The organism is Sanguibacteroides sp. AM78-02pH3A, from assembly GCF_027666085.1.
Classification (GTDB): Bacteria; Bacteroidota; Bacteroidia; order Bacteroidales; family Marinifilaceae; genus Gabonibacter; species Gabonibacter massiliensis.
The window spans coordinates 1-25,533 of record NZ_JAQEHX010000002.1 but is presented as its reverse complement, the minus strand read 5'-3'; the positions used below and the strand labels follow the sequence as shown (position 1 = coordinate 25,533).

Below are 25,533 nucleotides of genomic sequence, written 5' to 3'. Positions count from 1 at the left end.
AACCGTTGGATTCCATTTTTTTATATATTTGCAGAACTATTTAGCATACCAAAAAGTATAAAATGGCCGAATTACGGGAGGAGATTATCAGCAAATCGTTTGTGCAATTCCTGACGAGGGGGTATAAAGCGTGTTCTCTAAAAGATTTGGAACAGGCTACCGGTTTGACCAAAGGGGCTTTTTATTACTACTTTAAGGATAAAAAAGAGATACTGAAGGCAGGAATTGAGAAATATTTTACCGTTATGCGTGAAATCGGGGATAAGGAATTGGTTCAGATTTCTTCATTGCGGGAATTTTTCGGGTTGGTATTACAATATAAGGAAGAGAGTGCCGATCTTTCGAAAAAATTATTCAATACCTACGTGATAGAGGTTTTATTTTTTCAATTGGTATTGGAAGTGTCTTCGCTGTTTCCCGAATTTAGAGAGCGGATATACGGTATTTCCAAAAATCGATTAGCCTGTTGGGAGTATATTATTTTGAAGGCAAAGGAAAAAGGTGAAATCCGTGAAACGTTAGATACTTCCGTATTGGCGAAGAATTTAATGTCCGTGTCGATCAGTATGCTGAATTTGAAGTTCGAAGAGGCGGATATGAAATTTGTTTTTTCGGATATGCGGATGCAGTTTGAACAATATTATCTGTTGATAAAAAAATGAATAGTACCAGGGAAACGATCATTGAAACGGCTTTCTTGCTTTTTTTGAAGCGGGGCTATAAAGCCGTGACCTTATCGGATTTGGAACGAGCCGTGGGGATGACGAAGGGTACGTTTTACTACCATTTTACCAATAAGGAAGAGGTATTGAAAGAGGGCATCCGCGAATACTATCGTTTGTTGAACCGGAAGAGGATGGAGGAGTTTAAGCAAATACACTCGTTACGTGAGTTTATAGATGTGACGATACGCCATTTGCTGGAGATCGATAATTATAGCGCCAAAAGTTTTGATAGCGATATTCCGGAAATTTTATGCCTTTCGTTATTGGTAGAAGTGATTTCCATTTATCCCGAGTTTCGGGAAGTCGTGTTGAATACGAAAGTTTCCTGGTTATCTAAATTGGAACAATTGATATTGCAGGCGAAGAGGGAGGGAGAAGTGAGAGATGACGTGGATACGTCTATTTTGGCAAAGAATTTGCTGAATATAGGGGTCGGGGTGATCAATTATCTGATCATGCATCAGGATATTTCTTATGCGTTATCGGCTGTTCGATCGCAATACGAACAATTGTATTCCTTGGTAAAAGCAGGGTAATTTTTTTGGTAAACCACATACCGAAAAGTATAATAAAAAGAGACGAGATTACGTTGAATATTGAAATCGGTTTTTGTTAATGTTTGCATAACTAATGTTTAAAGATATGAGAAGGGTTATTTTTAGTATTGTTTGTATCTTCCTATTTATGAATTTATGCGCCCAGCGGGAAATGAGCTTAGAAGATTTCCGTCGTTTGGCGATAGAGAATAATAAAAACCTGAAGATAGCCGATGAAGAGATTCGTGCAAGCCGGGAGCAGAAAAAAGAGGCTTTCACGAAATATTTACCCGGAATCGATGCGATGGGTACGTATATGCGGAATCAAAAAGAGATCAATCTTTTAGCTGAAGACGCTCATTTGCCTGTAGGTACGATAGAGAATGGAAAGTTTACTTTTCGGCCGGATCAATTGATGTCGGGGCCGGATGGAAAACCGGTCGTAGTGAACGGTCAGTATGTTCCGAAAGATTATGCTTTATTGCCAAAGAGTGCCATGACGGTAGACGAACGTAATTTAGCCGTATTGCAGATCGGTTTGACACAGCCGTTGTATATGGGGGGAAAGATCCGGGCTTATAATCAGTTGGCGGGATTGTCCGAGAAATTGGCGGAAAGTAATCGGTCTCAGGAGTTACAGAATATTATCGTTGCCACGGATGAGGCGTATTGGCAGATCGTCTCTTTGGTGAACCGGAAACAGATGGCGGAAAAATACGTGGAGACCTTGAAAAAATTTGAGCACGATGTATTGTTGATGGAGGAGACCGGAGTGGCAACAAAGGCGGATGTCCTTTCCGTAAAGGTAAAACTGAATCAGGGAGAGATGATGTTAACGAAGGTGGAAGACGGGTTAAGTTTGTCGCGTATGGTGTTGAACCAGATTTGCGGGTTACCGATCGATACGGTGATCCCTTTAAGGGAGGAGCATATGGATATGAAGTTAAAGGAGGTCTCGGGTGTGGATATCCGGCAGGTTTTTAACCGTCGTCCCGAGGTGGCCAGTTTGACCTTGGCAACCGATATGTATAAAAAAAAGGAAAAAATAGCGTTATCGGAGTATTTACCGACGATCGCTTTGATGGCTAATTGGTTTGCAAGTACTCCCTCTTTTTATGATGGGATAAGTGCTAAGTTCGATGGAATGTGGAGCGTCGGGATCGGGATAAAAGCTCCGATTTTTCATTGGGGAGCTTCCCGGAAAAGCCTGAGGCACGCGAAGGCCCAGACTAACATTATGAATTATAAGCTACAAGAGGCGAAAGAAAAAATAGAGTTGCAAGTAAATCAATCCGAGTTTAAGGTCAAGGAGGTAGCTAAAAAATTGGAGATGGCACGTAAAAACATGGAAAAAGCGGAAGAGAATCTTCGATTTGCCCATTTGGGATTTCAAGAAGGGACCATTCCGGTTTTAAATGTATTGGAGGCACAGACGGCTTGGTTGTCGGCCAACGCCGAGCTAATCGATACGCGGATAGAGGCGAAATTGAGCGAAGTTTATCTGCAAAAAGCATACGGAACCTTGTTGGAGATTGATAAATAAGGTATAACTATAATTACGATATGGTGATGAAAAATGAAAAAAAGGAAAACGGTAAGGTAAAAATTTTTGCCGGAATTGTTTTGATCGTCCTTTTGGTAGGAGTTTTCGGTTTTATTTTTAGAAAACCGCTTCCGGAGATCATACAGGGAGAAGCGGAGGCGAATGAGGTCAGGATTTCCGGGAAAGTACCCGGAAGAATTGCCCTTTTCTTAGTGGACGAAGGGGATCGGGTTCGGAAAGGCGATACTGTCGCTATTCTGGATAGTCCGGAGGTGATAGCAAAATATTCTCAGGCCCGTGCGGCGGAAGAGGCGGCGCAAGCGTTGAGTGATAAAGCTCAGAAAGGGGCTCGGGAAGAAAAAATCACTATGGCGTATCAAACCTGGAAAAAGGCTCAGGCAGCCTCGGATGTTGCCAAAAAATCTTATGAACGCGTGCAGAAATTGTTCGAGAACGGGGTTATGTCAGCTCAGAAAAGAGATGAGGCCGAAGCGAATTATAAAGCGATGTCAGCTACGGAGCAAGCCGCCCAAGCCCAATATGAAATGGCTATAAACGGGGCTGAAAAAGAGGATAAATTGGCAGCGGAGGCTCAGGTGAACCGGGCTAAGGGAGCCGTGGCCGAGGTTAGTTCGTACGTGAACGAGACATTTTTAATTTCTCCGATAGACGGTGAGATATCCGAACGCTATCCTCACGTGGGAGAGTTGGTCGGAACGGGTTCTCCGGTCATGGATGTATTGGATTTATCCGATACGTGGGTCGTTTTTAATGTCCGGGAAGATTTACTGAAAGATTTACAGGTGGGGGTTACTTTCAAAGCCTACGTTCCGGCTCTGGATAATAAGGAGATTACTTTAAAAGTGACCCGGATGAAAGACATGGGAAGTTATGCGGCCTGGAGAGCGACCAAGACGACCGGACAGTATGATGCTAAAACTTTTGAAGTAAAGGCTGTTCCGACAGAACCGGTAGAGGGTTTGCGTCCGGGGATGAGCGTGTTGAAAAAAGTGAAGGGTTAAGCTACCGGAAAACGGAGTTCTTAGTCGGAAAATCTTAAATCTTAAATAGAGATGCAAAAGGATATACGGGCTTTGTGGGTTTTGATGAAGAGAGAGTTTAGGATTCTCTCGGGGCGTTGGCTGTATTGGTTTGTGATGGTGGTCGCCCCGATGTTCTGTTTCCTTTTTTTTATGGATTTACTGAAAGACGGCTTGCCGACGAATTTACCGATAGCCGTTGTCGATGAAGACAATACGGCTATGTCCCGTCAATTGGTCCGCACGCTGAATTCTTTTGCACAATCGGAAGTGGCGATGCAGACTACCTCTTTTAAGGAGGCAAGGGAGGCCATGCAAAAGAGCGAAGTGTACGGTATTTTCCATATTCCTGCAGATTTCCGGCGGGATATTTCCACGGGAAAAGAGCCGGTTATCTCTTTTTACACGAATGATACCTACTTTCTTCCGGCCTCTTTGGTATATAAAGATATGAGAACCCAAACCTCTTTGGCCAACGGTGCAGTTCAGCAAACATTATTATTGGCAAAAGGAGAGGGAGGTCCTTTGTTGTCTGCCCGGTTGATGCCTGTCGCTTTGGACTCTCATCCGTTGAATAATCCGTGGCTGAGTTACTCCGTATATTTGGCTAATTTTCTTTTACCGGCTTTTCTTTGCATGTTCGTGATGTTCATGACTGCATACAGTATCGGGGAAGAGGTAAAGCGGGGAACTTCCCGGAAATGGTTGGAAATGGGGCGTAACTCGATCGTGTTGTCGTTGATGGGTAAGCTTATCCCTCAAGCTGTTGTCTTTATCTGTATGGGGATGTTTTATTTGTCACTACTTTATGTTTACGCTCGTTTCCCATTGAACGGCGGTTTTTTCCCGATGTTTTTAGGAATGGTAATGATGGTGCTTGCATCTCAGGGAGTGGCCTTGTTTTTAACGGGACTGGTTCGGCGTAATCGAATTGCTTTGAGTGCTTGTGCTTTGTGGGGAGTGCTTGCTTTCTCCATTTGCGGTTTTACTTATCCTGTCCGTTCCATGCCTTTTTTAGTTCAAGCGATGAGTAATCTTTTTCAAATGAGGCATTATCTTTTGATTTATATCGATCAGGCTCTTAATGGCTTGGATATGATTTATTCCTGGCAGTCTTATTCCGCCTTGTTGGTATTTATGTTGTTACCGTTGGTGGTCCTGAAAAAATTGAAATTGGATTTGTTGAAATTTAAATATATGCCGTGATCGGTAGAATGATTAATTTGTGAAATGGATGATTGATTTCTGGAAAGATATATATTATGTGCTGAGACGGGAATTTTACATGATCTTCCGGGATCATGCCGTGTTAACTTTTTTCGTGGCTCTGACCCTGGCTTACCCGATAACTTATGCTTATATTTATAGCAACGAAGTGGCTCGGGAGATCCCGGTTGCCGTAGTGGATCAGGATAAATCGTCGGAGAGTCGGGAGTTTATCCGGAATTGGAATGCCACGCCAGGGGTGGATGTGGTAGCTTATTGCAGTAATATGGAGGAGGCGAAGAAGTTAATGTACCGGAAAAAGATCTATGGTATATTGGAGGTTCCTTCTGATTTTAGCAGATGGATAGCCAGGGGAGAACAGGCTCATGTTTCGCTTTTTTGTGATATGAGTGCCTTGTTGAATTATAAGACTTTATTGACGGCAGCTACGGACGTCTCTTTGGCTATGGGGAAAAAGATACAAGTAGACGGGATGGAATATGCCTCGAAAATCCAACAACAACTAACAGCTTCTCCTGTTAAAGTACGTGAGGTGAAGATGTATAATCCTCAGAGCGGATTTACCTCTTTCCTAATCCCGGCTGTTCTGATTTTAGTAATACAACAGTCTTTATTATTGGGAATGGGAACTATTGCGGGAACAGAGAGGGATCGTAATATTAAAAAGCGAATGATCCCCCGGAATATGCATTACCGTTACCCTTTGCGGGTCGTGTTGGGAAAGGGCATGATTTATCTCCCGATCTATTTTGTGATGGGTTATTGGATTTTATTCATCGTCCCCCGTATATTCGGGATGACTCAAATCGGGGCGAAGTTGGAACTGATGTGGTTTCTCTTGCCTTTTTTACTCTCGTGTATCTTTTTTGCCATGATACTCTCTTTTTTGTCCAAGGAGCGGGAAATGCCTTATCTTTTATTTGTTTTCACCTCTGTTCCTTTGATGTTTATTTCCGGAATCTCCTGGCCTAAAACGGCGATTCCGGAATATTGGCTTTGGATAAGCAATGTATTTCCTTCTACACATGGAATAAACGGTTTTATCTCTATCAATAATATGGGAGCAACTCTATCCCAAGTCTCTTGTGAGTTTTACAGCTTGTGGATTTTGACATTTATTTATTTCGGATTGGCTTATTTTTTGTATAAAAAAGAGGTGGAAAAAATCTGGGGATGAGTGGGATAGCCGTAAGATAGAGAGAACGACTTTTTAGCGTGGTGGTTAATAAACGAATATAAAAACAGCGTGTATGACGAATAAGTTTATTCTTCTGGTATTGAGTATGGTGTTATTGCTCGGGGCGTGCCGTACGTCAAAGACGGGCCGTACTCAGGGAAAAATGGTGGTAAAAGCGGATACGGTAAAAGACCATCAAGGGGAATTATCTATTGTGTATCCGGGAAAAATAAAGGCGGCTTCCGATGTGAATCTGGCTTTTCGGGTGGCCGGTCCTATTTTGAGAATGCCGTTGGAGGTAGGAGCCTTCGTAAAGAAAGGCACTGTAATTGCCGAAATAGATCCCCGGGATTATGAAATTCAGTTTTCTGCCACGGAGGCTGAATTCCGACAGGTAAAAGGAGAGGCCGAGCGAGTGATTGAGTTGTATAATCGGAAAAGCGTTCCCGTGAACGATTATGAAAAAGCCGTATACGGTTTAAGACAAATAACAGCTAAATACAACGCTCATAGAAATGCGTTGGAAGATACCCGTTTACTGGCTCCGTTCGACGGGTATATTCAAAAAAAGATTTTTAATCCTCATGAAACGGTAAATGCCGGTATACCGGTAATTTCTATGATCAATAGTGCTTATTTCGATGTGGAGATCGATATCCCCTCGAGCGACTATGTTCGTCAGGCTTTGTTCAAATCTTTTTCTTGTACTATCGATGTTTTTCCGGATAAGGTATTCCCTTTGGAATTGATAGAAGTTACCCGAAAGGCTAATTTAAACCAGCTCTACAAGATGCGTCTTCGTCTGAGACCGGAAAAAGGATTTGATATAGCTGCCGGGATGAGTGTAAACGTGAACATCGAATATAATCCTCAAATTAGCGAGTTAACGATTATTCCGTTATCCGCTGTTTTTGAAAATAGGGGGGATGCTGCCGTTTGGGTGTATAATCCTTCGACTCGAACCGTTTCTACGAGAGAGATAAAACTTGGTAAAATATTGAAAGACGGGACCGTTATTGTCGCACAAGGGTTGAAGGTGGGAGAGATCGTTATTTCAGCCGGAGTCCACGGGTTGAACGAAGGTATGGAAGTGGAACTTTTGAAAGGAGTGTCATCGACTAACGTGGGAGGATTGCTATGAACTTGACGGAATACGCTTTGAATAATAGAGCGTTGGTGAAATTTTTTATTGCCGTGCTCGTGATTGGCGGTGTTTTTGCTTTTATCTCTATGAGTAAATTGGAGGATCCGGAGATAAAGGTAAAACAGGCGATGATTCTTACTGTTTATCCCGGGGCTTCTGCTCATCAAGTGGAGTTGGAAGTGACCGATGTATTGGAAAAATCGATTCGTTCCATGGGAGCTATATCTACTATCGAATCCAAATCGGTAGCGGATATGTCTTTGATAACCGTGGAGTTGGAGAGTACGGTCAGCGGAGATGAATTAGAACAGAAATGGGATATTTTACGGCGGAAGGTGATAAATGCACAGGCCAGTTTACCATCGGGGACCCGTCCTTCCGTTGTCATGGATGATTTTGGGGACGTGTATGGTATGTTTTACGCGATAACGACCGACGGCGTATCAGATGAGGAGTTGATGGATTATGCCCAACTGGTGAAACGGGAGTTACAGGATGTTGCGGGGGTACGTCGGGTCGAACTGTACGGAGATCGGAAACCATGTATCAATATCGAGATCCTTCAGGATCAAATGGTGAACCTGGGTGTACATCCCATGGAGGTTTTGGCTACGTTGAATAATCAGAATAAGACGGTTTATCCCGGTTATTTTAATAGCGGTGACCAACGTATCCGGGTGGCCGTGAATGATAGCTATCACTCTATTGAAGATATTCAAGATTTAATTATTCAGGGGCACGAGGGAGATCAATTGCGATTACGGGATATTGCTACCGTGACCAAGGGATACGAGGATCCTTCTCGTAACGAGATGCGCTATGATGGAAAACGTGCTTTTGGATTAGCCGTTTCTATGGAAAAAGGGGGAAATATTGTTTCATTGGGGCGTATTGTCGATAAAAAACTGACAGATCTCAAAACTTCCCGGATTCCGGTAGGTATTGATTTCCATAAGGTCTTTTTTCAACCGGAACGGGTAAGTGAGGCTATCGGCGTATTTATGGTGAATTTAGTGGAATCCGTTGTTATTGTCATATTGATTCTGATGTTGACGATGGGCTTCCGGAGCGGTGTTATCATAGGAACCGGTTTGGTGATTATTGTGTTGGGTTCTTTTGTGGTGCTCTATCTTTTTGACGGAACATTGCAGCGAGTTTCATTGGGATCGTTAATTGTAGCCATGGGAATGTTGGTAGATAATGCCATCGTTATTGTGGACGGGATTTTGGTCGACCTGGAACGGGGAATAAAACGTCCGGCGGCTTTGACAAATATTACGAAGAAGACCGCTATGCCTTTATTGGGGGCCACCTTGATAGCCATATTGGCATTCTTCCCGATTTTTATTTCTCCGGATACGACGGGCGAATATGTTCGGGATCTATTTATCGTGTTGGCCGTTTCTTTGTTGCTGAGTTGGATATTAGCCTTGACTCAAATTCCTATCCACGCGGATAGATCGTTGAAAATACAACCGAAGGAGGGTGGTGAAAAACTTTTTGATAGTAAGATTTACCGTTTGTTTCGAACTTTTTTAACTTATATTTTATGGCATAAGAAGTTAGCTGTTGCTGTCGTTGTTGTTTTATTGGCGATCACGGCTTATTGTTACCGTTATATCCCCCAGGGTTTTTTCCCTGATCTGAGTTATTCCCAGTTATATGTAGAATTTAAAATGCCTGAAGGAACCAGGATAGAACGAGTAAAATCCGATTTGGCCGAAATCGAGCGTTATTTATTGAATCGTCCGGATATTACCCACGTGACAACGAGTTTGGGAGGAACTCCTGCCCGCTATAATTTGGTACGTTCCATAGCAGAACCTTCCATGAGTTATGGGGAATTAATTGTGGATTATACCAGCCCCGATGCATTAAAAAGTTCATTATCGGAAATCCAGGATTATCTGGAGGCTCATTATCCGGATGCTTACGTGAGGATGAAGCGTTATAATCTCATGTACAAAAAATTTCCGATCGAATTGATGTTTTCCGGTCCCGATCCTGCCGTTTTAAAAGAGTTGACGGCTAAAGCCGAACGTGTTATGCGCGATGAACCGGCAGTTATGCTTGTCACGAGGGATTGGGACCCGATGGTTCCCGTGTTGATGGTGAACTATTATCAACCGATAGCCCGCTCCGCGGGACTTTCCCGTTCCGACGTGGGATTGTCTATGTTGTCGGCAACGGATGGACTGCCGGTAGGGGCTTACTACGAGGGAACCCGTTCTCTGCCTTTATACATGAAGAGCCGGAATAGCCGGGGAGAAAAGGTCGAAGCGTTGGATAATATTCCCGTGTGGAGCGTGATGCCTTCTGCTTCTGCTTTAAACGAGGAATCTTTGAAAGGATTATTGATGGGAACGACCTCGGGAGAGGAGTTGTTGGCTCGAACCATAGGTTCGACCCCTTTGAATCAGGTTACCCGTGGTGTGAGTATGAAGTGGGAAGATCCGGTCGTACGGCGCTATAACGGGCAACGGGCGATGCGGGCGCAATGTAATAACGCTTTGGGCTATACTGCCGAAAGTGCAAGGGTTCTTTTGGCCGAGAGAATAGATACGATTGCTCTACCGGAAGGCTATACGATGCAATGGTTAGGGGAGCATAAAGCGAGCGGGGAATCGATGAAGTATCTTTTCGCCAATATTCCGTTGGCTATTATCTTGATGGTTGCCATATTGATTATGTTGTTTAAAGATTTTAGAAAACCGATAATCATTTTCTTGTGTTTACCTTTGGCGACGATCGGTATTGTGGCGGGAATGTTATTAAGCGGTAAAGAGTTCGGGTTCGTGGCTATCGTCGGAGCTCTCGGATTGATCGGGATGATGATTAAGAATGGAGTGGTATTGTTAGATGAGATCGGTTTGCAGATAGCCTCGGGAAAGAGTCAATTACAAGCGTTGTTAGATTCCTCTTCTTCCCGTTTCCGTCCGGTAATGATGGCCTCTTTAACGACTATATTAGGAATGATTCCGCTTTTAGGGGACGATATGTTCGGCTCTATGGCGGTAACGATTATGGGAGGATTATTAGTCGGAACAGTGATCACGTTGGTATTTATTCCGGTTTTATATGCAATCTTCTTTGAAGATAAAAAAGAGGAATAACGTTTAGCGAATGATAAATTTAAATCAAGGAAAAATGCGCTTTTTATTTGTAGTTATATTGTTGGTGGGTTTTATACGGGTACAGGCTCAGGTATCATTGGATTTAAAAAAATGTCGGGAAATGGCCTTGGAGAACAGCAAGAAAATAGCTATTGCGGCTCAACAAGTTGAGAAGTCCGCTTATGACGTGAAAAGTTACAGGGCTAATTTCTTTCCGAAGTTTTCGGCCACTGGCATGTATGCTTATATGCAAAAGAGGTGGAAGTTTAAGATTAACGGCGGTTATTTGCCCACGTATATTCAGGACGGACAAGGGAATTTAGTTCCCAATTTATATCTTGATCCGACAACGCATTTGCCGGTGATGGGAAAAGACGGTATGTTTCTTTTTAATGAATATGCTTTTATGCCTGATATCAATTTGGCTTTGGGCTTGAGGGGTATTTATACGGCGGGGATTTTGTTGGAGCAGCCTCTTTTTATGGGTGGAAAGGTGCGTTCTGCTTTCAGGATGGCAAAGATAGGGAAAGAGATGGCGGATCTGAATCAGGAATACAATCGAAAGGAGGTAATTTTAGAGGCCGACGAGGCGTATTGGCAATATTTGAAAGTGTGTGAATTGGTAACTTCTGCCGAGAAATATAAGTCGGTTGTGAAAGAGTTGGTACTTAACCTGGTAAATGCTTATGAAATCGGAATGAGTTCCCGTAATGATTTATTGAAAGCACAGGTAAAGCTGAATGAGGCAGAGCTTATGTTGCAAAAGGCTATGAATGGTAAGTCTTTGGCCCGTATGAATTTATGTCGGATTGTCGGGATCGATTTTTATTCGGAAGTACAGATTAGTGACACTCTTCAAGAAGGGATTACTCCGGGGTTATTCGAGGTGAAGGCGGGAATCACGGGACGGCCCGAATATAATTTGTTAGAAAAGGAGGTCGAGTTAAAAGTAAAAGAGGTGGAACTGGCCCGTTCCGATTTTTTACCTCAACTGGGAGTTTCGGCTTCTTACGGGTATTCCGATGGAATAACCGTGAACGGACAGGGTTCTGGTATATCTTCTTTTACGGCAATGGCTTCCTTAAAAATTCCGATTTACAATTGGGGAGAAGGCAGAAATAAGGTTCGTTCAGTGAAGGCGGAAAAAGAGATGAGCCGTTTGAGACAGGAAGACATGGCACAAATGATGCAGTTAGAGATTGCCCGGGCTCGTTTTAACGTGGAAGATGCGGTAACCCGGGTAACATTGACCCGTCAATCGTTATCTCAGGCGGAGGAAAATTTGACTGTTAGTAAAAATCAATACGAAGTCGGGATGGAAACATTGACCGACTATATGGAAGCACAGGCTCAGTGGCAAAAAGCATGGAGTGACTGGATTGATGCCAAGGCTGAATTACGTTTAAGTGAAACCCGTTATTTGAAAGCGACAGGGCAATTGTAAAGATTCGTTCAGATACGATCGATTGAAATAATATACCTGTTTTCGTTTTTTGTTTGGATGTTTTTATAGAGTTTCGGAAAAGAAAGTGAAACATTTGTTTAGTCTTTTGAGTATATGGTTATGATCTTTAACTGTATATTATGAAGATGATGTTTTTTTCTGTATTGAAATGGGCTCCGGTGATAGGAGCTTTATTTGTAGTCGAATCCTGTCGCAGAGCGGCGCCTGGATTAGAGATCCCGCAGTTGGTTAAAACGGCAGAGATTCAAAAATATGAAGGAGAGAGTAGTACGAATTATCCGGGGAAGATAAAAGCGGCTTCGGATGTAAAATTGGCCTTTCGGGTGGCGGGTCCGATCGTAAGGTTTAGAGCAAAAGAGGGGGAATACGTGAAGAAGGGACAAGTATTAGCCGAAATCGATCCCCGGGATTATAAGTTGCAATTTGATGCTACGGCGGCCGAGTATAAACAGATCAAAGGTGAGTCGGAGCGAGTGATGGAGCTTTATCGCCGGAAGAGTGTTCCGGTAAATGATTATGATAAGGCGGTTGCTGCATTGAAACGGATTACGGCTCTTTACGAGGCGCATCGAAATGCTTTGAACGATACGAAATTAAGGGCTCCTTTTGACGGGTATATCCAAAAAAAGTTTTTTGATGCTCATGAAATCGTTAATCAGGGATTACCCGTATTGTCGATGATCAATGATAATTACTTCGAGATAGACATAGATATTCCCTCGAGTGATTATATTCGCCGGGAGAACTTCGTGAGTTCTTATTGCGTTGCCGATGTGTATCCGGGAATGAAAATTCCGTTGGAACTATTGGAAATCGCACAACAGGCTAATTACAATCAACTCTTTAAAGTCCGGTTTCGTCTGAAGCCGGAACAAAAATTGAATATCGCTGCAGGGATGAGCGCTACTGTCACCATCGACTTTATGCCGGGGAAAGACGATTTGGCCTTGATTCCTATTTCCGCTCTTTTTCAAAAAGACGGGAAGTCGTATGTGTGGTCTTACGAAAAGAAGGAGGGGAAGATAAGTAAATCTTTAGTAGAGATCGTTGAAATTCAGAAAGACGGGATGGTTTTGGTTCAATCCGAACTGCTACCCGGATCTTGGATCGTTACAGCCGGGGTCAATCATTTGAAAGAGGGACAAAAAGTTCGTCAACTTCCCCCCGTATCAACCTCTAATGTCGGAAAACTTTTATAATGCTTTGTCGGTTACGATTTATAGACGATGGTAACCGGCGGGTAGGCAACTTGTAATTTTGATAATATGAACTTTACGGAATATGCATTAAAAAATAAAGCCTTAGTTTATTTTTTCGTCTTCGTGTTGGTGGTCGGAGGAGTTTATTCTTTTTTTACCATGAGTAAACTGGAGGATCCGGCTATTACGGTGAAGCAGGCTTTGGTGATAACCACTTTTCCGGGAGCCTCGGCTTATCAAGTCGAATTGGAGGTAACGGATGTTCTGGAGAAATCCATACGTTCCATGGGAGATTTGGATCATGTCTCTTCTCTTTCGATGGACGATGTGTCGATGATTACGGTGGAACTGAGCAGTACGGTACCGCTGGCGGAGTTACAACAAAACTGGGACATTTTGCGACGGAAGGTGGCAAATGTTCAAGCTCAATTACCGGAAGGGGCCAATGCCTCTTTGGTGATGGATGATTTCGGGGACGTATACGGAATGTTTTATGCCATGACCTCGGACGGATTCGGATATCAGGAGATGTCCGATTATGCCGAATTGGTCCGTCGTACGGTATTGGATATAGACGGGGTAAGCAGTGTGGATATATACGGGGAGCGGCAGGCTTGTATCAATATCGATATACGGGAGGATAAGATGGCCAATCTCGGCGTTCATCCCGCGGAGATTATCATGACGCTGAACGGACAAAATAAAACGGTTTATTCCGGCTATTTCGATAGCGGAGAAAAGCGGATAAGGGTGAATGTAGACGGAGCTTATAAAGCCATAGAGGATATTCGTAACCTTCTGATAAAAGGGCATGAGCAAGATCAGATCCGGCTTTCGGATGTGGCAACTATCACGAAAGGATACGTGGAACCCCAGCGGGAGGGATTAATCTATGATACGATTCCTGCTATCGCCATCTCTATTGCCATGGAAAAAGGAGGGAATATCATTCAATTGGGTAAGAAGGTGGACGAGAAATTAGCAGAATTGAAACGGGAAATTATTCCGGCTGGAATTGATTTTCAAAAAGTGTTTTTTCAACCTACCCGGGTGCAGAGTGCTATTAACGTATTTATGGTGAATCTGATAGAATCCGTCCTGATCGTTATTTTGGTCGTGATGTTATTCATGGGTTTCAGAAGCGGTTATATTATTGGTATCGGTTTGGTTGTCGTGGTTTTAGGGTCTTTCGTGATACTTCATATGATGCATGGAACGTTACAACGGGTTTCGTTGGCTTCGTTTATCGTGGCCATGGGAATGCTGGTGGATAATGCTATTGTAATCACGGATGGGATATTGGTAGATTTGAAACGGGGACTAAAGAAACCCGATGCTTTGGTCAATATTACCAAAAAAACAGCATGGCCTTTGTTGGGTGCAACGACGATCGGGATCTTAACCTTTTTACCGATTTATCTCTCTCCCGATACGACGGGTGAATATGTCCGGGATCTTTTTATCGTACTGGCGGTCTCCTTGTGGTTGAGTTGGGTGTTAGCGTTGGCTTATGTCCCGATTCAGGCGGATAGGGGATTGAAGGTAAACCCGGCCAAGCAGGTTAGCGAAAAAGAGATGTATGACACGAAGGTATACCGGATGTTTAGGGGGGTGTTGCAATTTTCCGTGTATAACCGGATCGGTGTTTTGGCTGCGACAGTCGTTCTGTTATTAGTCAGTGTGTACATGTTTCGGTATATAAAACAAGGGTTCTTCCCTGATTTGAGTTACAATCAATTGTATATAGAATATAAGATGCCTTACGGGACGAATCCGCAGACGGTAAAAGAAGATTTGGCTTCAATCGAACGGTATCTCTCTTCCCGTCCCGAGATCACGATGGTAACGACGAGCTTGGGAGGAACACCTTCCCGATATAATTTGGTCCGGACCGTGGCCGAGCCGGCTTTAAGTTACGGCGAGTTGATCGTGGATTTTACTTCTCCGGAGACATTGAAAGCGAATCTGAACGAGTTACAGAAATATTTATCGGAACATTACCCCTCTGCTTACGTACGCATGAAACAATACAATCTGATGTACATGGACTATCCCGTGCAGTTTATGATTTCAGGGCCTGACCCTGCCGTCTTAAAGCGGTTATGTGCCCAAGTGGAGGAGATCATGAGGGATGATTCGACCACGATGCTGGTGACCAATGACTGGGGACCCATGACGCCGGCTTTGAACGTGGAGTATTATCAACCGATAGCACGGGTGGCCAATCTTTCCCGCGAGGATGTCGGAATGGCCTTGTTGGCGACGACAGACGGTTTGCCGGTAGGATCCTATTACGAGGGACAGCACGATTTGCCGATTTATGTAAAAAGTGTGGGGCAGGATAATCAACGTTTGGGTAAATTAGGAAACGTTCCGGTTTGGAGTTTGGTTCCTTCCACGAATCTGTTGAACATGGAGACCATAAAAGAGCTGATAAGCGGAATGATTTCGGCAGACGAGTTATTGATGGCTGCAATCGGGTCAACGCCTTTAAATCAAGCGACCAATGGAATAAATGCCGTTTGGGAGGTTCCCGTGGTGCGTCGTTATAACGGCCAGCGTTCTATATCCGCCCAATGTAACAATGCTCCGGGATACACCAGCAATGAAGTACGGAACAGCCTTCTTACTAAAATCGACACGATTCAATTTCCTCCGGGGTATACGACCGAGTGGCAAGGGGAGTATTTGGCCAGTACGCAGTCCAAACAATACCTGTTTAAGAATGTGCCGGTTGCTATTGTTCTCGTGTTGGCTATTTTGATTGCACTTTTTAAAGATTTCAAACGTCCGGCGATGATTTTATTGTGTTTGCCGTTAGCGATTACCGGAGTCGTTTTCGGAATGTTGTTGGCCGGAAAAGAGTTCGGTTTTGTTGCTATCGTGGGAGCACTCGGGCTTGTCGGGATGATGATTAAAAATGGTGTGGTGTTGGTGGATGAGGTCGATATCCAGATCCGATCGGGGAAAGATCCTTTCCAGGCTTTGTTGGATGCCTCTTCTTCCCGCTTGCGTCCTGTATTTTTAGCCGCGATGACAACCATATTGGGAATGATTCCTTTGGTTAACGACGATATGTTCGGGGCTTTGGCCGTGACCATAATGGGTGGGTTGTTTATTGGGACCGTGATCACGTTGGTTATTCTTCCGGTTCTTTATTCTCTCTTTTTAAAAATCAAACATCCGAAACGGGAGAAGAAAGATTTTCACATGGGATTAAGTTAATGAATGAGTTTTGAACGATAGAATTTAAATAATAGAAGAAGATGCGATTTTTATTTATTACCCTACTGGTGTTAGGACTGATTCCGGTGAAGGCGCAGGTCGTGCTGAACTTAGAGCGCTGTCGGGAAATGGCACTTGAGTATAGCCAACAATTGGCTATTGCCCGCCAACAGGAACAAAAGGCCGTTTGGACCAAAAAAGAGTATAGAGCCAATTACTATCCGAAACTTTCGATTACCGGTATTTATTTTTATAACCAGAAAAAACAGAAGTATAGTTTGGATGGGGGATATTTGCCGACTTACGTGCCCGGAGAGAATCAAAAGTTAGAACCGAATTTAGTTGTCGGTCCGGACGGGAAACCTATCTTCGGTCCCGATGGAAAACCCGTGTTTAAAGAGTATGCTTTTTTACCGGATATTCCGATTTCTCTTTCGATGAGAGGAGTATATATGGCCGGCGTGCAGTTGCAACAGCCCCTTTTTTTGGGAGGGAAGATCCGGGCCGCTCATCAGGCAGCCAAAGCGGGAGAAATATTGGCAAAGGAGAACGTGCGCTTAAATCGTTCGCAAGTTCTTGTTGAGTTGGAACAGGCTTATTGGCAATGTATACGGGTTCGGGAGTTGGTTCTCGTGGCCCGGAAATACAAGGAGGTCGTGGGGGAGTTGGTGAAAAATCTGGAAGATGCTCAACAAACCGGAATGACTTCTTTAAATAATGTGTTGAAAGCACAGGTGAAATTCAATGAGGCTGTTTTGCAATTACAGAAGGCCCAACACGGGCAGGAACTTTCCCGGATGAATCTTTGTCGTTTGGTCGGATTGGATTTGGAGACGAGGATAGAATTGACAGATTCGTTATCTTCAACATTAAGTCCGCAAATATGGGCTTTACCCGATCATCTGGAGCAACGTCCCGATTATAATATGTTAGAAAAGGAGATCGAGATGAAACAGAAAGAGATCCGTATCGCTCGTTCCGGTTTCTTGCCTCAGGTCGGAGTCTCTGTAGGGTATGGTTTTAGCGGGGGCTTGGAATTAAACGGGGATGGTGCCGACGATCATTCGTTTAATGCATTGGCTTCGGTACAGATTCCCGTATTCAATTGGGGGGAAGGTCGGAACAAGGTCCGTTCTGCAAAGGTAGACGAGGAGATAAGCCGTTTAAATAAAGAGAAAATGGGGGAATTGATGAGATTGGAAATTGCCGGAAACCGATTTAAACTGAAAGATGCTCAAACCCGTATTCAATTAACCCGTACGGCATTGGTTCAGGCGGAAGAAAATTTAAAGATTACGACAAACCAATACGAGGTAGGAATGGAAAATCTGACCAATTTGTTAGAGGCTCAAGCTCAATGGCAACAAGCATGGAGCGACTGGGTCGAAGCCAAGACGCAGTTGAAACTGAGTGAAACCGAGTATCTGCAGTCTATCGGTTTGTTGGAGGGAAAAAATGAATATGAATATAAATAATTCGAATGATGAAAGGTCTATTATGGGGATTGTGTTTTTTGCTTTTTGCGGTAAGCGGATGGGCAAAAGACAAAAAAGTAACGGGAACGGGTTATGTGTTGATGTCGCAACGACCTTCGGAGGTCCGTTTTGAAAAAATATCCGTTCAACAGGGGATTACACTTTATGTGACATTGGATAAGACGGCAACGATATCCGTGGAGTCGGATGATAATATTCTGCCATATATCAAGACGGAGATAAAAAATAATCAGTTGAATGTATATATAGAACCGGGTATTAGCATTCGCCGCTACACGGTAATGAACGTATTGGTGACCTTACCGCGACTTGTTCGTTTGGAGGCTGCTTCTGCGGCACGGATTGAGGGCTCGGCGCTGTTGCGGGTCGATCAATTGGAGGTGGTCGCTTCCGGTGCATCCAATATGAAATTGGAGGTGAAGGGAAACGAGTTACAGGTGGAAGCTTCCGGTGCCTCCCGTTTGGAATTGAAAGGGGAAGTAAAGCAGTTGGATTTGAATCTCTCAACGGCATCCTACCTGAAGGCATGGGAATTATCAGCGGATACGTGTAATGCTGACATAAGCAATGCTGCTAAAGGAGAGATCTTCGTGCGTCAGAAATTAAACGCGGAGATATCTTCTTCCGGTTTGCTTTTGTATGACGGGAGCCCTGTTATTACTCGTAATTTGAGTAGTGGAGGGTCTTTAGTTAAAAGGAGATAATATAACGTCCTTCTGGCTCCAAGGTTTCGGGAACTGCTTGTTCCGATATCGTGCGGGCCGAACGGAATGAGCTTCGGCCGGTTATTTGGTTAAGCGTGTAAGCGATTAAATATTCGTTTTTATCACCCCAGTCGTTCTGGTCCCGGAAATAAGCGTTATCGCTTTCTTTTATGTAGTAATCGGGGACAATCCCGTTTCTTACGGATTCACGGTTACTGTTGGTATATTCGAATGCGATCAAATAGACATTCCATTGGTCGATGCTTGCATCGGAAGGAGTATAAACGATTCCTCCGGCATTTTTACCGGTAGTGGTTTCTCCTACGGTAATAACATCCATATAAGGTTTTAGGCCCGATATGACAACTTCGGAAGCCGAAGCGGTGGAGTTGTTGGTAAGAATCCATACCTTTTCCAAACCTAACCGGGCATTCTCTGGAACTTTGGCATTCAAATGTTCTTCTGTCATAAGAGAAGAATTTTGGTATATCGCCTGGTATTTTTCATTCCATTGTTTATAAATCAACAACTTCTTTGACATAACTGCGGATGTCGGGGCGATAAGAGAGGCCAAATGAACGGCCGCATGATTGTAACCCCCCCCGTTGTAACGAAGGTCTAATATTAATTCGTCTATTTCCTGGGTTTTGAATTCGTTGAAAATTCGGGTTAGTTCATCTAAAGAGCTTTGATTTTTATAAACGAAGCTGGCATAGGCGAGGTAACCGATTTTTTTGTCTCCCTCTTCGATTACCGTATTTTTTAGGATCGGATTGACTTCATATTTTTGGGCATTCAGACTGATACTTTCGGAAGAACCGTTTTTATGGGTCACTTGAATCGTTATCTCTCGGGCGTTTAATGCCGTTTGTATATTAGAGAGATTCGGGGTTAATCCGTTTACCCGTGTAATAATATCCCCTTTACGCAGTCCGGCTTTCCCTGCGGGGGAATCCGGAAAAACCATATTGATTTTGGAAAAAAGGGTATTGCCGGATTGATCGCTCCAAATGGTTACGCGTATGCCGAAACCGTAATCATCTCCGTCTTCAATGGCAGAGAGAGTCCCGTCAGCCGATTCGTCGGTTAAACGAGACCACCTGTCTCCTTCGTATTTTAGGGCATTGAAAAAGCTGGACGGAGCTGTTTCTTTATCCACGTTTTTCGTTTGGACCTCTTTGGCCCAAAAATACTCTTCTTTCATGTGGGACTCTACAAATTGATTGATGTTGTAGTTTTCCGAAAGATCCTTCTTATCCCCTATCTTGTCGTCCTGACAGCCGACGAGTAGTCCTGCGAACAGGAACCCATATAGTAATGTTTTCATATATTTAAATAAACAACAATACTACGATTTTTTGAAGAATAATAAAAGTTTTTTCGACGGATTAATTCGTAAAGTGTGGAATCACGGAATGGGTGTGGAAAATCGCCACAGTTGTTCCCCGTTTTTCTACAATCCGGGAAACGGTGTATGGCGATAAACGATATTGTATAGTATTGATTATTAGCATGAAATCTTGGAAGCGGCGGAAATTGTATGTTTTGGCATACTATTTCTTATAGAAAAGACAAAGAGGTTAAAATTAAAAATTGAAAGTATGGTAGTTTTTGGATTTTTTATCGTTGTGGCCGTATCGGGGTTGTTATTACCGCACTTTTTAACGGAACCTGATCATAAGCTGGAATCTAATAAGTGAACTGAATATATATGAGTTTAATTTTAAAACGGGAAATTATGAAAAATGTGTTGAAAAGTATCGTAGTCGTAGCAGTTGTTGTGTTTGGTTTTTCAAATTATGTTGTGGCAGCGTCCCACCAGACTATTGCCAGAGATACGGTTATTCCGGATACAACCAAGCAGGAAGTTATGTTGAGTCTGATCACTCGGGCAGATGTGGTTTGGACGAAAATTGACGTAGCCGATGTGCCGCAAGCAGTAAAGGATGCCGTTGCGAAAAAATACGAGGGCTATACGATTGAAGAGGCTTATAAAGGTGATAACGACCAATATAAACTGATTTTGAAAAAAGATGAACAAACAATCACGGTCATATATGATAAAGACGGGAAATTCATTAGTGAAGGGGAGAAATAAGTGAGGTACATAATCGTGCATTTGTAGGAGGCTGTTCGGATCTATTCCGGGATAGCCTCCTTTTTATTGTATATGTAGATAATAATCAATTTCTGATCTGTATCACCGAATGTGTGGAGGTGATCCGAGGCGTAACGCCTCAAGATTCTTTATTTATTAAATAGCGTTAAATCTTTTTTTGTTTAGTCGTTTAAGGTTATTTTCGTAAGATAAATAATCGATCTATGGCAAAAATTTTAGTAGTCGATGATGATACGACTTTCTGTATCATGTTGAAAAATTGGTTGGGAAAGCGTAAATTTGAAGTAGAGAATGCTTTTACCTGCAAAGAGGCTGTAAAAAAATTGGAGGGAACCGCTTTTGATGTGGTTCTCACGGATCTGCGCTTGCCGGATAAAGATGGGATAGATCTGCTTCGTATCATTAAAGAGAAAACTCCTCAGGCACAGGTTATTTTAATGACCGGTTATGCCGACATTCAAACAGCCGTTACGGCTATTAAATTGGGAGCCTTCGATTATGTATCCAAGCCGGTTATCCCCGATGAGATTCTGAAAAAATTGCAGGAAGCCCTGAAATTGGAAACAAAACCCAAGGAAAAGGGAAAAACCTCTACCGCGAAAACATCGGAAATCACTTATATTAAAGGAATAAGCGAGAAGGCCGATCAGCTGTATGACTACATTCGTTTGGTAGGACCCACGAACATGAGTGTACTGATCAATGGAGAGAGCGGAACGGGAAAGGAGTATATCGCCCGTTTGATTCATTCGATGAGTAGCCGGAAGGATGCTCCTTTCGTGGCTGTGGATTGCGGTGCGGTTCCGAGAGATTTAGCCGCGAGTGAGTTTTTTGGTCATATAAAAGGTTCGTTTACAGGGGCTGTTTCCGATAAGGAAGGTTACTTTGTATTAGCGTCGGGGGGGACTATTTTCCTGGATGAGATCGGAAATCTCTCCTATGATGTACAAGTGCAACTGCTACGGGCGTTGGAAGAACGAAAGGTTCATCCGATCGGGGGCCAGAAAGATATATCTTTCGATGTCCGTATCATTACCGCCACGAACGAGAATTTAAAGGAAGCCGTAGCTTCCGGAAAGTTCCGGGAAGATCTGTTTCACCGGTTGAATGAATTTTCCATTCAGGCGATACCTTTAAGAGAGCGGAAGGAAGATATTATGGTTTTTGCCAATCATTTTTTAGATAATGCCAATGAGGATTTAGGAAAAGAGGTTGTCGGTTTTGACGAGAGTGTTGCCGATATTTTCCGGAATTACAGGTGGCCGGGGAATCTTCGCGAGATGCGAAACGTGGTGAAAAGAGCGACCCTTTTGTGTCCCGGAAAACTTATTGTTAAAGAGTGTTTGCAGCCTGAATTATGGCAGCAACAAACCCCTTCTCCCGAGAAGAGTGTCGGAAGTCGTAAGGATATGGAAAAAGAGTTGATTCGGGACGTAATGATTCGGTGCAAAAATAACAAAAGCGAGGCGGCCCGCATCCTTCAAATCGATAGAAAGACTCTTTACAGTAAATTAAAACATTTCGGGTTGGAGGATTTATAACTCTTTTTTCAATTCTTCCAAGATCGTTTTTCCTTGCCGGATGATTTTTTCAACTTGCTCTTTTATTCGGGTTTCCGGGGTCCGGGCAGAATCTGTTTGCTCCAAAAAAGCCAGGAGCGGTATGATCTCTTTTATGGCAAATTGTCTGAACATGGGCAGCATCTTATGGGACAGCCTGCCGATTTGTTGGAACTCTTTCTTATCGAGAAGTTGAGCTAATGTCGAGAAATTGGTTTCGCAGTCCCTAATGAAGGAGCGGATGATTTCCTTTATAGCCTGAGGATCGTGGTCGGCAAATATTTTTATGCTGTTTAAATCGTAAGGAAGGTTATTTGTCACGGACTCTCCTTCCGTGTTTTTTATTTTTACTGAAAATCCGGTTAGTTTGGCGATGCATTCGAAAAGTTGTTGCGGTGTAAACGGTTTATTCAGATAGGCCGAGAAACCCGATTTTTTATAATGGTTTTCTTTCATATCTCCTCTGGCGGAAAGGGCTATTGCCGGGATTTTTTGAATGTCCGGGTCCGGAAATCTCCGGATTTGCTCGATCAATTCGAATCCGTCCATTCCGGGCATTTGAATATCGGAAAGAATAATATCGAACCTTTCCTTCTCTAAATATTCCAATACTTTTGTCGGATCATTGCAAGATGTACAAACAATCCCTTTTTGCCTGAGCAGTTCGGTGCTCATGTGGAGTTGTAATGGGTCGTCATCTACTAACAAGGCTTTCAATTGTTGAACCTCCGGAAAATTGGTCTCCTCTTTTTCGGGCAGCTCTTCTACCGGGGATACAGCTTTCAGTAGGGGAAGTTTGACCGTAAAGCTACTGCCGATCTCTTTCTCGCTTTCAAGGCTGATTTCTCCGCCCAAAAGTTGAACCAACTGTTGAGTGATCGTTAGTCCGAGACCCGTTCCTTCGGCTCCGTTATTGTGTTGTGCATCTAAGCGCGTGAATGCTTTGAAAATCAACTCCTGCTCTTCCCGGGTCATTCCCGGTCCGGAGTCTTTAATGACGATAATTAAGGTCTCTGCCTGCGTGGGGCTCACGAAGGCGGATAACTCGATTCTTCCTTCCCGGGTGTATTTAATGGCATTCGATAGCAGATTAATGATTATTTGCCGGATTTTCATCGGATCTCCCGAATATGAGGTATCCAAGGCCGAGCTTATGTTGCTTTGTAATATTAACTCTCTTTTCGCTGCTAAAGGTTGTAAACTGTCGCTTGTCTCCTGTAGCAGACGGGCCGGATTATACGGAACGTGGTCTACGTCCATTTTGTTGGACTCCAGTTTAGAGAAGTCCAACAGATTATTGGCCAAATGAAGAATGTGTTCGGAGGAACTTTTCATGTTTTGGAGAAAATAACGTTGACGCTCTTCTAAAGATGTGTTGTTCAGAAGTTCAATATATCCCATGATGGAGCTAAGAGGTGCTTTGATGTCGTGGGTAACCGTCAGCATGAGTTGTTCCCTGCTTTGTAAAAGTTTTTCGGTAAATGATTTGGCTTCCTCTAAAGCTTTTCGGTACCGTTGGCTTTGGGATATGTCGCTTATGATCAGTGAAATAAATACGATGACCAATACGCAGGATATGATGGCAATCCATGCTATCGTGCGTGTAATACTGTGAGTCAACTGTTGTTGCTGTTCCATCTTCGTGATGGTATGATCGAATTCCTCATTTTCCAGATCGCTGAGGATGCGTTTTATTCTTTCCGTGATATTTTGTCCGCTTTGAATAACGGCAATCTCTTTCCGGTAGACCTCTTTGGCCATCTCCTGGTTCTGTTGCTGAAATTCGTCCCAGGCCGATTTGATTACCGTGACTAATGAATCTGTCTTTGCCACGGGTTTTTCCTGTGTGATCGTATCGACTGGGATATGCTTGATCGTAACTTGAAGCGTGGTGTCCCGGCGGGAGAAAAGTCCCATAAAGCCTTTTCTTTTCTTCACGGTATACACGCTATCATATGTGGTGATCGTTTGGGGTGTAGTCTCTTCCGGTTCCACGGCGGTACTGTCTTTTATGGCTTCGACCCGTTCGATGGCGATATTGTAGAAATCTTCCGGAAGGGAAATTTGCTTTACCTCCATTAAAGCCTTGAGGTTATCGATTTTTTGGTTGAGAAGATAATTGATCGTATCTATTCTTTTTTTCTGAAGTTTTATGGTAGTCAGGTTCTTTAGCGTATCCATATTTCTCCGAACCTCTTTCATCAAGTTTATATAACGATTGAATTTCGTTTTGGAATTGGTCTGTGAGAAAGCGATACCGATGCCCTCCGCTTCATAAAGTTTGGCCAATGTATTGCTGATGATGAATAGTTTTGTTTGCGTGATGGTTTCTTTGGGATCTTTTTCTGTCAATTGCAGCGTCTCTTTGTAGATAAAGATAATGGCTACAGTTGCCAGAAAGAGCAGGATAAGATATCCGGCAATCAGTTTCAGTTTGGTGAATTTGAAAAGTTTTTGCATGTCCCGTGAATTCGTTTTTGCGAATATACAAAAAGATCACGAAATGTACACTCGTCGTCCCGGATGAAAGGGTAAAATAAACAAGTACAGATGCTATTAAAAGAGTATGAATACGAAACGTTTTTTTTTGTGAATTACTCGTGTTTTGTTGTTATATTAATATAAATTATATTATAATAATGAATATTATACGTGCATAGTGTATTGATATGAAAAATAATTATCTTAATTTTACACAAATATTATCTTTTATGATAATATTCATTTAAATAACTATCGTACTAAACTTTTAAAATTAAGAATTATGAAAAAAACGATTCAACTAGTAGTATTAACATTGGTTCTCCTGGTTGGGGGAATATCAACGGGTATGGCACAGGTTTATCCTGTTGAGCGAACTCAATTTTGTTACGAGGGAGAAAATTGGGTTGTCAGTTTTACAGGTATTCAGTTTAAATCAAATGAAATGATTTATATTAGACATCATATTTTTGAGGATGTTTACGAGACTTGGGATATCGGTACAGATATAGGAATGTATTGTTACGTTGGAGTAACTTTAGAAGAGAGCGGAGTGTATGAATTTGGCCATTGGTCGTCTACTGTTGCTTTTGATACAAAATTAATAGTGACGCTTGTTGTTATGCCGAAGCCTGACGCTTCCATGGCTTCAAGAATGGGTAAAACGGATGATGTAAGAGGTGTCGATCACGGTCTTCTTTTTTCCCGGTTAGCTTGTATCGAGGAAAAAAGTTTAGTTTGGCAATCCAACCTGTTTGTATTAGCGTAGCTTAGAATTAA

Annotated in this window: 18 protein-coding genes; 16 read left to right on the top strand and 2 right to left on the bottom strand. The window is 43.0% G+C overall.

Features of this window, described 5'->3' with window-relative positions:
- Positions 1–62: 62 nt before the first annotated feature.
- The 13 genes from PGR74_RS02890 (at position 63) to PGR74_RS02830 (ending at position 18,594) form a co-directional block, all read left to right on the top strand.
- Positions 63–662, top strand: a complete 600-nt coding sequence (locus PGR74_RS02890; protein WP_041505305.1) for a TetR/AcrR family transcriptional regulator — start codon at positions 63–65, stop codon at positions 660–662.
- Entirely contained in the window at positions 659–1,261 is a 603-nt protein-coding gene (locus tag PGR74_RS02885; RefSeq protein ID WP_041505306.1) for a TetR/AcrR family transcriptional regulator, read from the top strand. Before PGR74_RS02890 ends, PGR74_RS02885 begins: the two co-directional genes overlap by 4 nt.
- A gap of 106 nt (positions 1,262–1,367) precedes the next feature.
- Positions 1,368–2,804 carry a TolC family protein gene (locus PGR74_RS02880; RefSeq protein WP_041505337.1) on the top strand — a complete coding sequence of 479 codons (1,437 nt, stop codon included), beginning with the start codon at positions 1,368–1,370 and terminating at the stop codon, positions 2,802–2,804.
- A gap of 26 nt (positions 2,805–2,830) precedes the next feature.
- Positions 2,831–3,826 (top strand): HlyD family secretion protein, encoded by a 996-nt coding sequence (locus PGR74_RS02875; protein WP_041505338.1) that lies wholly within the window; start codon positions 2,831–2,833, stop codon positions 3,824–3,826.
- A 51-nt stretch (positions 3,827–3,877) separates the two neighbouring features.
- Positions 3,878–5,050, top strand: a complete 1,173-nt coding sequence (locus PGR74_RS02870) for an ABC transporter permease (RefSeq protein ID WP_041505307.1) — start codon at positions 3,878–3,880, stop codon at positions 5,048–5,050.
- Positions 5,051–5,078: 28 nt separating this feature from the next.
- Positions 5,079–6,248 (top strand): ABC transporter permease, encoded by a 1,170-nt coding sequence (locus tag PGR74_RS02865; RefSeq protein ID WP_041505308.1) that lies wholly within the window; start codon positions 5,079–5,081, stop codon positions 6,246–6,248.
- A 73-nt stretch (positions 6,249–6,321) separates the two neighbouring features.
- Positions 6,322–7,389: an efflux RND transporter periplasmic adaptor subunit gene (locus PGR74_RS02860; protein WP_041505309.1), complete on the top strand. Its 1,068-nt coding sequence runs from the start codon at positions 6,322–6,324 to the stop codon at positions 7,387–7,389.
- Positions 7,386–10,505: an efflux RND transporter permease subunit gene (locus PGR74_RS02855; RefSeq protein WP_041503109.1), complete on the top strand. Its 3,120-nt coding sequence runs from the start codon at positions 7,386–7,388 to the stop codon at positions 10,503–10,505. The genes PGR74_RS02860 and PGR74_RS02855 overlap by 4 nt, the downstream gene beginning before the upstream one ends.
- Positions 10,506–10,539: 34 nt before the next feature.
- Complete coding sequence (locus tag PGR74_RS02850; RefSeq protein WP_041503463.1) at positions 10,540–11,949, top strand: TolC family protein; 1,410 nt, start codon at positions 10,540–10,542, stop codon at positions 11,947–11,949.
- A 140-nt stretch (positions 11,950–12,089) separates the two neighbouring features.
- Complete coding sequence (locus tag PGR74_RS02845) at positions 12,090–13,169, top strand: efflux RND transporter periplasmic adaptor subunit (RefSeq protein ID WP_052634528.1); 1,080 nt, start codon at positions 12,090–12,092, stop codon at positions 13,167–13,169.
- Between the two features lie 66 nt (positions 13,170–13,235).
- The gene (locus PGR74_RS02840; RefSeq protein ID WP_270516675.1) at positions 13,236–16,394 is read left to right on the top strand and encodes an efflux RND transporter permease subunit; all 3,159 of its coding nucleotides are present in this window, start codon (positions 13,236–13,238) and stop codon (positions 16,392–16,394) included.
- Positions 16,395–16,435: 41 nt separating this feature from the next.
- A complete protein-coding gene (locus tag PGR74_RS02835) occupies positions 16,436–17,869 on the top strand; it encodes a TolC family protein (protein ID WP_041503107.1) in 1,434 nt (477 codons plus the stop codon).
- 8 nt (positions 17,870–17,877) lie between these two features.
- Positions 17,878–18,594 (top strand): head GIN domain-containing protein, encoded by a 717-nt coding sequence (locus tag PGR74_RS02830; protein ID WP_041505311.1) that lies wholly within the window; start codon positions 17,878–17,880, stop codon positions 18,592–18,594.
- On the opposite strand, the gene PGR74_RS02825 is transcribed toward PGR74_RS02830, so the two are convergent.
- Positions 18,581–19,921, bottom strand: a complete 1,341-nt coding sequence (locus PGR74_RS02825; RefSeq protein WP_041505312.1) for a S41 family peptidase — start codon at positions 19,919–19,921, stop codon at positions 18,581–18,583. The two genes, PGR74_RS02830 and PGR74_RS02825, sit on opposite strands and share 14 nt — an antisense overlap.
- A gap of 411 nt (positions 19,922–20,332) precedes the next feature.
- Here PGR74_RS02825 and PGR74_RS02820 point away from each other — a divergent pair, with 411 nt between their 5' ends.
- A complete protein-coding gene (locus PGR74_RS02820; RefSeq protein WP_052649415.1) occupies positions 20,333–20,692 on the top strand; it encodes a hypothetical protein in 360 nt (119 codons plus the stop codon).
- 224 nt (positions 20,693–20,916) lie between these two features.
- Positions 20,917–22,254 (top strand): sigma-54-dependent transcriptional regulator, encoded by a 1,338-nt coding sequence (locus PGR74_RS02815; RefSeq protein WP_041503103.1) that lies wholly within the window; start codon positions 20,917–20,919, stop codon positions 22,252–22,254.
- Here the strand turns inward: PGR74_RS02815 and PGR74_RS02810 are convergent.
- Entirely contained in the window at positions 22,249–24,732 is a 2,484-nt protein-coding gene (locus PGR74_RS02810) for a hybrid sensor histidine kinase/response regulator (protein WP_270516672.1), read from the bottom strand. The genes PGR74_RS02815 and PGR74_RS02810 overlap by 6 nt on opposite strands.
- Before the next feature lie 304 nt (positions 24,733–25,036).
- Between PGR74_RS02810 and PGR74_RS02805 the strand changes: the two genes are divergently transcribed.
- Complete coding sequence (locus PGR74_RS02805; protein ID WP_041503101.1) at positions 25,037–25,522, top strand: hypothetical protein; 486 nt, start codon at positions 25,037–25,039, stop codon at positions 25,520–25,522.
- Positions 25,523–25,533: the final 11 nt, after the last annotated feature.